This window comes from Chromohalobacter marismortui (genome assembly GCF_004364315.1).
GTDB lineage: Bacteria > Pseudomonadota > Gammaproteobacteria > Pseudomonadales > Halomonadaceae > Chromohalobacter > Chromohalobacter marismortui.
In genome coordinates, this window is the sequence record NZ_SOBR01000016.1 from 1 (window position 1) to 13,003 (window position 13,003).

12 protein-coding genes and 1 pseudogene are annotated in these 13,003 nt (G+C 62.4%); 7 read left to right on the forward strand and 6 right to left on the reverse strand.

The annotated features are described in order from the left end of the window. Nucleotides 1–68 precede the first annotated feature (68 nt). From C8E00_RS16425 to C8E00_RS16440, 4 genes are all read left to right on the forward strand, one after another. On the forward strand, nucleotides 69–1,031 hold the full coding sequence (locus C8E00_RS16425) for an MFS transporter (protein WP_166638352.1): 963 nt from the start codon (nucleotides 69–71) through the stop codon (nucleotides 1,029–1,031). A gap of 103 nt (nucleotides 1,032–1,134) precedes the next feature. Next, a complete protein-coding gene (locus C8E00_RS16870) occupies nucleotides 1,135–1,254 on the forward strand; it encodes an integrase core domain-containing protein (RefSeq protein WP_166638353.1) in 120 nt (39 codons plus the stop codon). 166 nt (nucleotides 1,255–1,420) lie between these two features. Beyond that, on the forward strand, nucleotides 1,421–2,449 hold the full coding sequence (locus tag C8E00_RS16435) for a zinc-dependent alcohol dehydrogenase family protein (protein ID WP_133698603.1): 1,029 nt from the start codon (nucleotides 1,421–1,423) through the stop codon (nucleotides 2,447–2,449). Between the two features lie 35 nt (nucleotides 2,450–2,484). Next, on the forward strand, nucleotides 2,485–5,166 hold the full coding sequence (locus C8E00_RS16440) for a bifunctional acetate--CoA ligase family protein/GNAT family N-acetyltransferase (protein WP_133698604.1): 2,682 nt from the start codon (nucleotides 2,485–2,487) through the stop codon (nucleotides 5,164–5,166). Nucleotides 5,167–5,326: 160 nt separating this feature from the next. On the opposite strand, the gene C8E00_RS16445 is transcribed toward C8E00_RS16440, so the two are convergent. The 6 genes from C8E00_RS16445 to C8E00_RS16470 form a co-directional block, all read right to left on the reverse strand. Next, nucleotides 5,327–6,205 (reverse strand): glycine betaine ABC transporter substrate-binding protein, encoded by an 879-nt coding sequence (locus C8E00_RS16445; RefSeq protein ID WP_133698605.1) that lies wholly within the window; start codon nucleotides 6,203–6,205, stop codon nucleotides 5,327–5,329. Nucleotides 6,206–6,233: 28 nt separating this feature from the next. Next, on the reverse strand, nucleotides 6,234–6,908 hold the full coding sequence (locus C8E00_RS16450; RefSeq protein ID WP_133698606.1) for a cysteine hydrolase family protein: 675 nt from the start codon (nucleotides 6,906–6,908) through the stop codon (nucleotides 6,234–6,236). Then, on the reverse strand, nucleotides 6,895–7,491 hold the full coding sequence (locus tag C8E00_RS16455; RefSeq protein ID WP_133698607.1) for a GbsR/MarR family transcriptional regulator: 597 nt from the start codon (nucleotides 7,489–7,491) through the stop codon (nucleotides 6,895–6,897). The genes C8E00_RS16450 and C8E00_RS16455 overlap by 14 nt, the downstream gene beginning before the upstream one ends. 231 nt (nucleotides 7,492–7,722) lie before the next feature. After that, the gene (locus tag C8E00_RS16460; RefSeq protein WP_208291956.1) at nucleotides 7,723–8,154 is read right to left on the reverse strand and encodes a DUF7282 domain-containing protein; all 432 of its coding nucleotides are present in this window, start codon (nucleotides 8,152–8,154) and stop codon (nucleotides 7,723–7,725) included. A gap of 113 nt (nucleotides 8,155–8,267) precedes the next feature. After that, the gene (locus C8E00_RS16465) at nucleotides 8,268–9,032 is read right to left on the reverse strand and encodes an anti-sigma factor (RefSeq protein WP_133698608.1); all 765 of its coding nucleotides are present in this window, start codon (nucleotides 9,030–9,032) and stop codon (nucleotides 8,268–8,270) included. Beyond that, nucleotides 9,029–9,631: a sigma-70 family RNA polymerase sigma factor gene (locus C8E00_RS16470; protein ID WP_133698609.1), complete on the reverse strand. Its 603-nt coding sequence runs from the start codon at nucleotides 9,629–9,631 to the stop codon at nucleotides 9,029–9,031. The genes C8E00_RS16465 and C8E00_RS16470 overlap by 4 nt, the downstream gene beginning before the upstream one ends. A gap of 371 nt (nucleotides 9,632–10,002) precedes the next feature. On the opposite strand from C8E00_RS16470, the gene C8E00_RS16475 reads away from it, so the two are divergent. From C8E00_RS16475 to C8E00_RS16485, 3 genes and pseudogenes are all read left to right on the forward strand, one after another. Beyond that, nucleotides 10,003–12,096: a methyl-accepting chemotaxis protein gene (locus C8E00_RS16475; protein ID WP_133698610.1), complete on the forward strand. Its 2,094-nt coding sequence runs from the start codon at nucleotides 10,003–10,005 to the stop codon at nucleotides 12,094–12,096. 200 nt (nucleotides 12,097–12,296) lie between these two features. Then, nucleotides 12,297–12,542, forward strand: coding sequence for a hypothetical protein (locus C8E00_RS16480; RefSeq protein ID WP_133698611.1), 246 nt, complete (start codon nucleotides 12,297–12,299; stop codon nucleotides 12,540–12,542). A 222-nt stretch (nucleotides 12,543–12,764) separates the two neighbouring features. Continuing rightward, nucleotides 12,765–13,003 (forward strand): annotated as a pseudogene (locus C8E00_RS16485) (TerC family protein); the annotation flags it as partial.

Here is a 13,003-nt window from a genome sequence, read left to right on the forward strand (position 1 = left end):
TGTCCCATTGAGATGATGAGCGAGCAGATGGCGAAGTACCATGAGGCGCCATCATCGACACATTGACGGTGTTGCACTCAGAACCTGCATCCGCCGTTTTGCTTTTTATCCCCCATTTAGAAAGTAATTACTCGCTGGTGCTGATGACGTTCACTTGGGGAATGGCTTACGAGATATTCACCCCCTCGGCTTTTTCTATGACGATTGAGTATTCCGCCGAAGAAAATCGGAAGGTTGCTTTTTCCTGCAACCGCTTGGCCATTAATATCGGTATGGCCATAGGTCCGGCATTAGGAGGGCTGGTTTTCGCTTTTCAGAGTGATTTCGTGTTCTACGTTAATAGTGTAGTGGTTCTTGTAACTCTAATCTACTTCTCTGTTATGCAGCGTCAGCTCGTTTCTCCATCGGGACACCCAACTAGAGGGGACTTAAAGCCCGAGCAGAGTCATCAGGAAAGCACTAACCGACCGGTCTATTTTTGGAGTTCTTTCGTTCTATCACTGCCCATTCACCTGGCCTATGCACTCCCCCCAACGGTGCTGAGCGTATACATGGTCAATGGCCTAGGATTAGAAGCGTACTGGGTTAGTGGTGTGTACATCACCAATGCCCTGCTAGTCACATTGTTCGAGCTGCCAATCAATAATTATATGAAACACATGACCAGCTATGTCTCTATGCTTATTGGCTATTTTCTGGGATCAATGGGGTTCATAATTATGGGCATGGCTCAGATAGGCCCCATGTTGATTCTTGCTACTGTCATTTGGACGCTCGGAGAACTTATTGTTTTCCCTAGCTTGCTAGACTACATTAGCAAATCATCTGATAAAGGAAAGAAGCCTCGAAATCTCGGGCTTCATTCGGCCGGTGTTAATATTGGGGTTGTTTTTACTCCAGCCATAGCATCCCTCCTGACGGTGCAGACTGATGATCCATCATTCGCCTGGGTGTCTGCTGGTGCTCTCGTGTTCATTAGTATGGTTATGCTCTATCTGTCGGAAAAAGCTCGTTTCTTGAAGAGGGTGTGATAATGATTCATTTCAATACCGCTGGTGCAGGAGTAACTGAAACGTCGGTTGTCGACAGGATGAAGGCATTGTTCGATCAGAGACGCATGCAGCAGGGTATTCAGTGGCATGTGATCAAGCCAGGGCCGTGATCAATCGCTGGGTCCGGTATTACAACGAAGAATGGCCACATCAGTCTCTGGACTACGTGGCACCCCGAGCATACCCCACATTAACGGCGTAGGGTGAGCAGAAACTAGGGGGGCATTACATATCTAGCTGTCCCCACCACCCATTCCCCTCGCCGCACTCGCGAAAACATGACCTCGATCAATCCCCATTCCTCAGCGCTTTCTATACTCAGGCGAGGGCCTGCCGAGTCGCGGTGGGCGTTACCCGGGGAGGGTGACATGAAAGCGCTTGTCTATGAGGAAGTGGGGCAGAAGGCCTGGAAGGAGAAGGAGCGGCCCGCAATCGAGCAACCCACGGATGCCATCGTGCGGGTGACGCACACCACTATTTGCGGCACCGATCTGCACATCCTCAAGGGCGATGTGCCGGCGGTGACGCCGGGACGCACGCTGGGCCATGAAGGCATCGGGGTGATCGAGGAAGTTGGCGGGGCCGTCAGCGGTCTCGCGGTTGGCGATCAGGTACTGATCTCGTGCATCACGTCGTGCGGGCATTGCGATTACTGCAAGCAGGGCATGTACGCGCACTGCCGCGATGGCGGGTGGATTCTCGGTCACAAGATCGATGGCACCCAGGCCGAGGTGGTGCGCATTCCGCATGCCGCCAACAGCCTGTACCGGTTGCCGCCGGGGCTGGAGCCTGCCGCGGCGCTGATGCTGAGCGACATCCTGCCCACCGGCCACGAGATCGGTGCGTTGAACGGCGAGGTCTCGCTGGGGGATACCGTGGCCATCGTCGGTGCGGGGCCCATCGGGCTGGCCGCCTTATTGACCTCCCGCTTCTATTCGCCGGGGCGCATCATCATGGTCGACCCGGACGAGAACCGCCTGGCCGTGGCGCGGCAACTGGGCGCGACCGATACCGTCAGTGCCGATCCGGTGGAGACGGTCATGTCGCTCACCGATGGTGAGGGCGTCGACGTAGCCATGGAGGCTGTGGGCATCCCCGAGACGTTCGATACCTGCCAGCGCATCCTGCGTCCGGGCGGACGGCTCGCCAACATTGGCGTGCATGGCCGCAGCGTCGAATTGCGCCTCGAGGAGCTGTGGATCAAGAACGTCACGGTCCGCACCGGGCTGGCGAACACCAATACCATTCCCGTGCTCATGCGGTTTCTCGAGACCGGCGGCATCGATGCCGAAAGCCTGATCACCCACCGCTTCGCGCTGGACGAGATCGAAAAGGCGTATGAGGTGTTCTCGCGTGCCGCGTCGGAAAAGGCCATCAAGATGCTGCTGACCGCCTGATGGCTGCCGCTCGCTGAACGGACCGGAGAGGCCCGATGTCGATTCGCAATCTGGATGCGTTGTTCGCCCCGGCCACGATCGCCCTGATCGGGGCGAGCAACCGGCCGGGCTCGGTGGGGGCGGTGCTGGCGCGCAATCTGCTGGAAGCCGGTTTCGCGGGGCCCATTCTGACCGTGAATCCGCACGAGCGGGCCATCCGCTCGACCCTCAACTACCACAGCATCGCCGAGCTGCCGTTGGCGCCGGACCTGGCGATCATCGCCACGCCGGCGGAGAGTGTGCCAGGGCTGATCCGCGAGCTTGGCGAGCGTGGCTGTCGCGCGGCGGTGGTGATCTCGGCGGGCTTCGGCGAGGGCGCGCGCCCCGAGGGCATGGCGCTCAAGCAGGCGATGCTCGATGCCGCCAAGCCTTATCTGATGCGCATCGTCGGGCCCAATTGCCTGGGGATCCTGGCGCCGCACATGGGCATCAACGCCAGTTTCGCGCACCTCACGCCTGCCAAGGGCGATGTCGCCTTCGTGACCCAGTCCGGTGCGGTGGCGACGTCCATTCTCGACTGGGCCTCGGCGCGCGGCATCGGCTTTTCGCACGTCGTCTCGCTGGGGGCGATGAGCGATGTCGATTTCGGCGACATGCTCGACTACCTGGCTCTGGACCCCAAGACCCGCTCGATCCTGCTCTACGTCGAGGCGGTGACCGAGGTGCGCAAGTTTCTCTCGGCGGCGCGCATGGCCTCGCGCAACAAGCCCGTGGTAGTGGTCAAGGCCGGCCGCAGCACGGCGGGGGCCAAGGCGGCGCTATCGCACACGGGGGCGCTGGCCGGGGCGGATGCCGTCTACGACGCGGCGTTCCGGCGCGCGGGGATGCTGCGGGTGTCAACGCTGGATGAGCTGTTCCAGGCCGCTGGCACCCTGGCGACCGGCATCCGCGTGAAGGGCGACCGGCTGGCGATTCTCACCAATGGCGGCGGCATCGGCGTGCTGGCGGTGGACGCGCTGGCCGCCGCGAACGGGCACCTGGCCGAACTCGCCGAGACGACGCTGGCACGCCTGAACGAGGTGCTGCCCGAGGCGTGGTCGCATGCCAATCCCGTGGACATTCTGGGCGATGCGCCGGGGAGGCGCTACGCGCTCGCCCTCGAGGCGCTGCTCGATGAACGCGGCGCGGATGCGATTCTGATCATGAACTGTCCGGCGGCGGTCGCCGATAGCCTGGACGCGGCCCGGGCGGTGGTCGAGACGCTCGGCACGCGGTACGCGGCGGTGCTGACCTGCTGGCTGGGCGAGGGCGCGCCCGACGAGGCGCGGCATCTGTTCGCCGCGCAGCGCCTGCCCACCTACGAGACGCCGGAGCAGGCCATCCGGGCCTTCTCGCACTTGTTCAGCTACCGGCGCAACCAGCAGGCACTGATGGAAACGCCCCCGGCGCTGGCTGAGGCCGTCACCCTCGAGCCGGCCAAGGCGGAGGCGGTCATCGACGACGTGATCGCGGCGGGGCGCAGCGTGCTGACCGAACCGGAGGCGGTGGCGGTGCTCGCGGCCTATGATATCCCCACGGTGCCCGCCATCGTGGCGCGCACTCCGGCGGAGGCCAGCCAGGCGGCGCAGCGGCTGGGCTTTCCGGTGGTGCTGAAGATCCTTTCGCCGGATATCTCGCATAAATCGGATGTCGGTGGGGTGCAGTTGAATCTGGCCTCGCCCGGCGCCGTCACGCAGGCCGCCGAGGACATGCTCGCGGCGGTGCGGCGTGCCCAGCCCGAGGCCCGCGTGGAGGGCTTCAACGTACAGCCGATGATCCGCCGGCCGGGGGCGCATGAGCTGATCGTGGGCGTCGCCGAAGACAGCCTTTTCGGGCCGGTGATCGTGTTCGGCCAGGGCGGCACGGCGGTCGAGGTCATCGGCGACCGGGTGGTGGGGCTGCCGCCGCTCAATCCACTGCTGGCGCGGGACATGATCGCCTCGACGCGCGTGGCGCGGTTGTTGCGCGGCTATCGGGACCGCCCGGCGGCCGACCTCGAGGCGGTGACCGCGACGCTCGTCAAAGTCTCGCAATTGGTCAGCGACCTGACGCGCGTGGTCGAGCTCGACATCAATCCGCTGCTGACGGATGCCAGCGGGGTGATCGCCCTGGATGCGCGCATCGTGGTCCGCGCTGAGGGCGACCAGCGCAAACCCCTGGCGATTCGGCCGTACCCGCAGCAACTGGAGGAAGAGATCGAGACGCGCGCCGGGCAGCGCTATTGCCTGCGGCCCATTCGCCCCGAGGACGAGGGCGTGCTGGTCGAGATGCTGCGCAATTCCTCGCCCGAGGATGTGCGGCTGCGTTTCTTCGCGGCCATCAAGGCATTCGATCATGCCTTCGCCGCGCGCCTGACGCAGATCGACTACGACCGTGAGATGGCCTTCGTGGCGACATCGCCGGGGTATTCGGCCATCGTCGGCGTGGTGCGGCTCTCCGCCGACCCCGACAAGGAAAAGGCCGAGTTCGCGATCATGGTGCGGAGTGACATGAAAGGCACCGGGCTCGGTTATCGGCTGATGGAGCAGATTATCGACTACGCCCGCGAGAGCGGCATTCGCCAGGTCTTCGCCGATGTCCTGCGCGACAACCACCCCATGCGGCAGATGGCGGCGGCGCTGGGGTTCGTGACGCAGTCCACCGGCGACACCGAGGACACCGTGACGCTGAGTCTCGATCTGACACGCCCCGCGCCGTAACGGCGCGATTCGTGACGACAAGCGGCCGGGTGCCTCGGCCGATCATCGAGGAGACAAGATGCAGGCACCTTCGGCGACGCGAGGTGTTCGCCGAGCATGGTCCGAGGAGGGAAATGTCGTCGGCATTGCCCTGCGTCTATGTTGCTACGCAGGCATCCAATCAATACCCGAGCATCTCGTCTACGCGCTTGCGGTTATCTTTGATCCATGCGGCGGCGGAGTCCTCGAATGACACATTGTCGTTTTCGTATGCAGCCATCATCGCTTCCAGATCGTCCACGTTGATGCTCCAGCGGGACATGATGTCGTAAGCGCGCGGGTATTTATCTTCGATACCCTGATAGGAGAGGACGTAGACGTTGTCATAGTTGAAGTGTCCTTCCGTATCTTCCAGGAACTTCAAATCGTATTGCGAGAACATGGAGTGCGGACGCCATCCGGTAATGATGAACGGCTCTTTGTTTGGCATCTTGTCCCTGATCACGCCCATCATGGCGGCTTCGCTGGTATAGGCAAGCTGATACCCATCGAGGTCATAGTCTTCATCCGCCATTACCTGCTCGGAGAGTTTTACGATGCCCGCTCCGGCGCCGATGGTCACTATTTGGCCGCCGAATTTATCCGCCTTGCCTTCCAGGTCGCCGATGATCTCTTCTTCGACATAGGCAGGGACCACCCAGCCTAGCGGGACGTTTTCATAGCTGGTGGCAACTTTCTGCAGATCATCCTGGTATTCACGCCACAGTGCCTGCTCGGTGTAGGGCAGCCAGGCGTCCATGAAAAAATCGATCTGTTTGGCCTGCATGCCCTGGAAGATGGCTGGTTGAGCAAGCAATGTCTTTTCGACGTTGTAGCCTGCCTCTTCCAAAATCTGCTCGGCGATGGCCGTTGGTGCTTCGGTACTGGTCCAGGCCGGCATCCCGAAGGTGATGGTGGCGTTTTCGACACCGTCAGCGGTCAGCGGAGGCTGGTCGGCGGCTTGGACGCCTGCCGTCATCAATGTGGCAGTCAGCAATGTCGATAATTGTGTGAACCTCATGTTGTTCTCCTGTGTTTGAGTGTTTCGATCACTGTTTGTTGGCAGCAGCGGTAAGCGTGGCGAAGGTCTCGCGCAGTGTTTCCGGCGTGAACTGCAGGGCATCGGCGTCATCCGCTTGCCAGGCGGCATACGCGTGCCCTTCCACGCAGTTGATCGTGTTGTCGGTATTCAGCACTTCCAGGGAGTAGACCCAGTTGGCCATGTGGAGCATCGCGGCCATGTGGGCGCCTTCGTTGGAGGCGGTGCACATGTCGTGAACCAGTTGGATGCGGTAGTCGCGGAAGTAGGCGTCGAAGACCGAAGTCATCAGGCAACCGTCCGTCACCACGCCGCCGATGATCAGGTTCTTCACGCCGAGGCTTTTCAGCATCAGGTCCAGGCTGGTTTCGAAGAAGGCGCTCCAGCGGTATTTGTCGATTACGATGTCGGTTTTCTGTGGCCGGATCTCATCGACAATCTCGATGCTGTCACGGTTATCGGCGTAGAAGTGCGGTTCGCCGCTGGCCTGGCGGGGCTCGTCGAGCGAGAGGCCGATACCGTCACGGCGATTGATTTGGCGCGTGTAGATGACCGGGATGCCGGCCGCTCGGCAGGCTTCGATCATGCGCTGGGTGTTGCGCACCACGCCGTCCATCCCGCGCAGGCTGAAGCCGCTTTCCTTCTGCACATCGATCACGACCAGGGCGGTTTCACTTGTCTTCATGCTTGATGTTCTCTTGGGGGGAATGGCGGTCCGACAGCGGCGTATCGCTCTCGGGCCGGGGAAAATGCTCGAAGATGTCTCCCGACTCCATGGCATTGGCCAGCTGTGTGATCCAGGTCAGGTACGTTTTCGAACCGCTGACCAAGGCCTGGTCTTTTGCAGCCATCTCCCTGGTCTCGCTGTCCGCCCCGTGATCCGCGATCTCACGCATCACCGGCTCGGTCTGTTCGACCGCCTTATGAATGATGCCGCGTTCCAGGCGCAGCATCCTGACCATGAAGTTCAGGAAATTCTTGAAGAAGTCCTTCTCGGCGATGTAGTGGTCCTTGCGGTCGCCCTTCTTCCACACCTTCGACACCATGCCGGTATCGATCAGCTCGCGGACACCGGTACTGACGCTCGCCTTACTCATGGCGACCTCTTCCTTGATGTCGTCCAGTGTCAGCGGTGAGGCGGAGAAATAGAGCACGGCGTAGATTCGTCCCACCGAGGGCGTAACGCCGTAGGCCACCATGCTTTGGGCAAGGGCGCTGATCATGACATCGCGCGCTTCTTCCAGGCGCTGTGTGTCGGTTTTCTGCATGGCACGCTCTTTTGTTCAGTTTGTTCAAAATATTTTGAACAATTTAGACAAATAGATGAGTGCCGTCAAATTGCCTATTTGGTTGACCGCATCGACGATCATGGCCAACTGGGTCTATTCCCTGGAAGTGCTGAAATAAAAGCTTCCTGCGGAATGAACCAGCGAGCACGGCGCAAGGCACAAAAAAGGGGCCCGCAGGCCCCTTCCGTCTTCCGGCATGCCGAAGGACGATTACTGCGCGGTGATGGTCTCGGTGACCAGCTTGCCGTCCATCTTGATGGGGCCGTCTGCCTTGGCGCCAAGGGTATACTCGAACACGCCGGGCTCCATGCCGCCTTCTTCGCTGTGGACCATCAGCATCAGGTGGTCGCCGGCCATGACGTCTTCGGTCAGCAGCGCGGTGACGTCCATGTTTTCGCCTTCCTTGAGCGGGGCGTGACCGACCACGGGGCCGGGCTTCATGCTCTCGTCGGTGCGGTGGACCACCAGCCAGCCGTTGCTGGCCGCCGTGACCTTTTCCGCGGTGACCGTGCCGCCGGCGACGGATTGATCGTCGGCCCAGACGTGTGGGTGCATGTCACCGTGCATGTCCGCCTGGGCCAGGGAGGCACCAGCGAGCAGGGTGGCGGATACGAATGCGCTTGCCATGAGCTTGGTCATCATCATTCTCTCCTTGAGTTCTGAGCACGCCCCATCTTGAGCGAAGTCGTTGCGATGGGCGTGCTCTTAGTTACGCAAGGAGCCCGGGCAAGGTTTCACCGTGACGCGAAAAAAATTCACAAATGCTGTGATGCCGGGTCTCGGTCGGTGGGGTAGAGATAGCCGTGAATCGCGGGACCCGTCGGCTGGCCGGTGGGCGAACCGCCCGGCGGCTCGATGCTGATGCCGAAGGTGGCTCGCTTGAGCAGCTCGGGATCGTAGTCGCTCAGGGCGTCGGCCGGCAGACTCAAGTCGTCGTTCAGCACGCCCACCGAGCGGGGCTTGGGCCCCAGTGCATCCGCCTTGATCCATAGCTGATAGCTGCGGTCCGGCAGCGGTTCGGCGGTCACCGGTTGCACGCTGAGCCGGCGGCTGTCGAGATCGACGGACAGCATGAAGGCCGGCTGCTGGTCGTCCTGCTGGAAGATGGCCACGAAGGGCGATGCATCCGACCTGTCATCGAGCGGCGCGATCAGCACCACGGCGAGTATCAGCGCCGCGGCCGTGGCCAGGCCGGTGCATCCGCGCCAGAAGCCGAGACGGCGACGCAGCGCGATCACCTGAGCGGTGCCGTCCGTGTCGCCTTCCGGCTCGGGGGGCGTCCGCGCAGTCGTCTCGAGCTCGTCGATGCGACGCTCGATCCTGGCCAGCAGGTCCGGCCCCGGGGCGATGGCCTCGATCTCGTCGCCGAGCGGGGCGAGGCGTGCTTCCCAGGCGAGAATGCGCGCGTCCAGATCGGCGTCTTGCTGCCGACGCCGGGCCACCTCGGCACGCTCCTCGGCGTCGAGGGTGCCTAGCACGTATTCGGCGGCCAGCATGTCGATATCGTCGTGGTCGGTCATGGTGCCAGGCACCCCTTGAGTTGCTTCAAGGCCCGATGGAGCCAGGTCTTGACGGTATTCACCGGCTGCTCGAAATGCGTGGCCAGATCGGCGCGCGACCAGCCGTCCAGGTACGCGAGGCGGACCATGTCCCGGCGCTCGGCCTCGAGCGCTTCCAGGCACGCATGCAGCCGCCTGGCGTCCTGCTCGTGCTCCAGGTGCTCACGGGCGCTGGGCCCATCGGCGGGCGTGTGGGCCAGCGCTTCTTCCGGCTCGTGAGGCGCCCGGGGCCGGCGGCGCAGTTCGTCAATGGCGGCATGGCGGGCGATGGCGACCATCCAGGCGATCGGCGAAGCACGCTGGGTATCGAACTGCGCCGACTTCTGCCAGATCGTGACGTAGACCTCCTGCACCACGTCGTCGGCTCGACCTCGTTCCTTCAAGATACGCAGCACGGTGCCGTAGAGTTTCGCCGAGGTGGCTTCGTACAGCTGAGTGAAGGCACGACGATCACGTTGGGCGATGCGCCTGAGGAGATCGTGCAGGCGGTCTCCGGCAGCGGAAGACGCGGATGAACCTGCCTCTCGCTGGGGGGCGGAGCGCCTGGAGGCATCTGCCATACCACATTCCTTGTTGTCGTTGGGCACGCTGTCAGGGGCGCATGTCGTATCCGCGCCATCGCGAGGCAGTTTGCAAAACCCCCGTGGTCATTACAAGCAGGACGTGTGCGCCTGATGCTTGCCGTGTTGTAGGCCTGGCACCACAACCGGGCGCGATCAGGCGTGCTGCCTAAAGTTTACTTACGACATGCCGATACGCGGGGCACGGGGCATCGATTCCGTGCCCTTTCCCGTTCGAACCCTAGCCCAAACGAGATCGTTTCCATGCTGTCTTGCTTCTCCCTGCGCCACCACGTGGCGGGCGTCGCCGTATTGGCACCGTCGCTGCCTGCATGTATCGCTACCGCGCCGTCACGGCGGGAGGTGTGAGCATGCATTTCAAATCGATTCGTACGCTGGTCGCGACGCTCGTCGGCATTTGCATCGTGGTGCTGGTGGTAGCCTTGGTCGGCTATGCGACCTTTACCAATTCTCGGTCGGCGGAGTTCGTCGACAAACAGACCCGCGAGTTGCTCGAGCAGAATATCAAGCAGCGTTTGGATGCGGTGGCCGCGACCCAGGCCGAGCGGATCAAGGCGCGGCTGACCCAGGCGCTGGATCAGGCGCGCAACCTCGCCTCGCTCAACGAGTTGATGGGCCAGGAGCAGGGCGTCTCGTTGACCCGCGAGGAGCTGTCCAACGTGGTCCGCGATACGGTGGCGGAAAACCCCGATCTGCTGGATGCCTTCATCGGTTGGGAGCCCAACGCCTTCGGAGATGACAGCAACTACACGGGACGTGAGGACGCCGGTTACGGCCCGAATGGCCGCTTCATGCCCTGGTGGTATCGCACCGAGTCGGGCGATATCGAGGTACTGCCCCTGGGCAAGACCATGGAAAGCGAGACGCTTCAGGACAGTGGCATTCGCGAGGGCGAATACTATCTATGCCCACGCGAGACCCAGAAACCCTGTGTCATCGACCCGGCGCCGTACGATTACAACGGCAAGACCCTGATGGTGACCTCGTTCAACGTGCCGGTGATGGTCGATGGCGAGTTTCGGGGCAGCGCCGGGGTCGATTTGTCGGTGGACTTCATCCAGGGGCTGCTGCGTGAGGCGAATGGCGCGCTCTACGACGGTGCCGGCGAAATGGCACTGATCGCACCGCGCGGGGGCGTGACCGCCTATACCGGGCATCCCCAAGCAGCCGGAAAACAGGCCGAGGATGTCTTCGCCGAGGCCGTGCAGGCGCGCTTGGAACGCGCGAGTACGGGCGAACCGGTGCGCGATGCTTCGGGCGCGATGATCGAACTGTATTGGCCGTTCCGCCTGATGGAAGACAGCCAGCCGTGGACGGTGATGATTCGCTTGCCGGCCGAGGTGGTCATGGCAGGGGCCGATAATCTTCAGGCGGCTCTCGAGGATCAGCGACAGTCCAATATGGTGGGCATGATCGTGGTCGGTGCCGTGATCGCCGCGCTGGGCCTGGTGGTCAGTTGGCTGCTGGGCGGTAGCCTGTCGCGGCCGCTGCGCCAATTGGCCGGCCGCATGCGTGACATTGCCTCCGGTGGCGGTGACTTGACGCAGCGTCTGCCGGTACGCGGACGTAACGAGATCGCCGAGCTGGCCACGCAGTTCAACGCCTTCGCCGACAAGATGAACGATGTGCTGCTGGATGTTCGCGACAGCAGCGATTCGGTGCGCGTGGCCTCGTCGGAGATCGCCTCGGCGAGCCAGGATCTCGCCGGCCGCACGGATACCACCGCCTCCAGTCTGCAGGAAACCTCGGCCTCGATGGAGGAGCTGACCAGCACTGTCTCGCATACCGCGGACTCGGCGAGTCAGGCCAGCGGCCTGGCCGAATCGGCCAGTCAGTCGGCGACGCGCGGTGGCGAGGTCGTCGGAGATGTGGTCAAGACCATGGACGAGATCGAGACGGCCTCGCAGCAAGTCGCCGAGATCGTCACCACCATGGACAGCATCGCCTTCCAGACCAACCTGCTGGCCTTGAATGCCTCCGTGGAGGCGGCGCGTGCCGGTGAGGAAGGACGCGGCTTCGCGGTGGTCGCCAGCGAGGTGCGCCAGCTTGCCACCCGCAGCGCCGAGGCAGCACGCGAGATCAAGTCGTTGATCGACAACGCCTCGAGCAAGACCCAGAGCGGCGCCGAACTGGCGCGCAGCGCGGGCACGGCGATGAACGAGATCGTCGAGGGTGTGACACGCGTCACGGATGTGCTCAACGAGATCAGTGCCGCGACCAGCGAGCAGCGCGACGGCATCGGCCAGGTCAACGTAGCGGTCACCGATCTTGACAACATGACGCAGCAGAACGCCGCCATGGTCGAGGAAAGCGCTACCGCCGCCGCCGAGCTCAAGGCCCAGTCCCAGCGACTCGCCGAGACCGTCGGCGCCTTCACCCTGCGCGAGCGTGGTGAAGGGGAGAGCCAGCCGGCTGCCTTGCCGAGTGCTTCCCGCACGAGCTGACGCATCACGGTCATGTGCCATGACCACAAACCGCCGGCCATGTCCGGCGGTTTTTTATGTAGGGTGGAAAAGTGCCCTACCACATGACGATTACGCCGCTGTGACGCATGGCGGAACTTCGTGCTTTGAACTAAAGTCGTATAAGTAGCCGTGAGTTACACACAACAAGCGAGACAGCAAATGTATCGGGAGGTTGGGAGATGATTACCCAGGAAGATGTCGAGCTGGCACGCAAGGCGCCATGGTTGGAAACCCCGCGCGTGGATGACACCAGTCCTGAAAACAGTGCGTTGTTCACGATCGGGACCGTCATCGAGGCGAACGTTCGCGAGGCATCACGTCCGCTGCGCGATGTCATCGATGAGATGGTACGGCGTTTTGCGCCTTGGGGGCTGGATTCGCGTCTCGCGGAAACGGCCTACCGCTACGTGTATTGCTGGGGTTGAAAGGATCCAGCTGCGCTGCAGCGATAAACGTTGCGTTGCAGCGCGCCACGCCCCACAATGCCGCGCTAGCGGAAGGGGAGTATTCCCGATGCGGGCCGCCTGGCCCGTCGATTCGCGCTGTCATCGTCAGCACGGGCGCAACGCCCCGGTGACAGCGGCTCGACACTCATGTCGAGCGGGAGAGACCTTCGGCAACGCTGACCGTTGACCGGAGGTAGACCTATGCACGTTCCCCTGTGGGTATGGCTGGCCACTGTGGCCGGCATCATCGCGCTGTTCGTTTTCGATTTCTTCTCGCATGTCCGCAAGCCGCACGAGCCGAGCTTCAAGGAAGCCGCCGCTTGGTCGTGTGCGTATATCGCCCTGGCGCTGGTGTTCGGGGCAGGGCTATGGCTCGTCTGGGGCGCGCAGCGCGGCGCCGAGTACTTCGCCGGCTTCATCACCGAGAAAAGCCTCTCGGT

Bases quoted from the DNA above. Each gene is read 5' to 3' on its own strand.
- C8E00_RS16450 (WP_133698606.1), bottom strand. From the start codon at position 6,908: ATGAAGACAAGTGAAACCGCCCTGGTCGTGATCGATGTGCAGAAGGAA.
- C8E00_RS16455 (WP_133698607.1), bottom strand. From the start codon at position 7,491: ATGCAGAAAACCGACACACAGCGCCTGGAAGAAGCGCGCGATGTCATG.
- C8E00_RS16435 (WP_133698603.1), top strand. From the start codon at position 1,421: ATGAAAGCGCTTGTCTATGAGGAAGTGGGGCAGAAGGCCTGGAAGGAG.
- C8E00_RS16445 (WP_133698605.1), bottom strand. From the start codon at position 6,205: ATGAGGTTCACACAATTATCGACATTGCTGACTGCCACATTGATGACG.
- C8E00_RS16465 (WP_133698608.1), bottom strand. From the start codon at position 9,032: ATGACCGACCACGACGATATCGACATGCTGGCCGCCGAATACGTGCTA.
- C8E00_RS16440 (WP_133698604.1), top strand. From the start codon at position 2,485: ATGTCGATTCGCAATCTGGATGCGTTGTTCGCCCCGGCCACGATCGCC.
- C8E00_RS16480 (WP_133698611.1), top strand. From the start codon at position 12,297: ATGATTACCCAGGAAGATGTCGAGCTGGCACGCAAGGCGCCATGGTTG.
- C8E00_RS16460 (WP_208291956.1), bottom strand. From the start codon at position 8,154: ATGATGACCAAGCTCATGGCAAGCGCATTCGTATCCGCCACCCTGCTC.
- C8E00_RS16475 (WP_133698610.1), top strand. From the start codon at position 10,003: ATGCATTTCAAATCGATTCGTACGCTGGTCGCGACGCTCGTCGGCATT.
- C8E00_RS16470 (WP_133698609.1), bottom strand. From the start codon at position 9,631: ATGGCAGATGCCTCCAGGCGCTCCGCCCCCCAGCGAGAGGCAGGTTCA.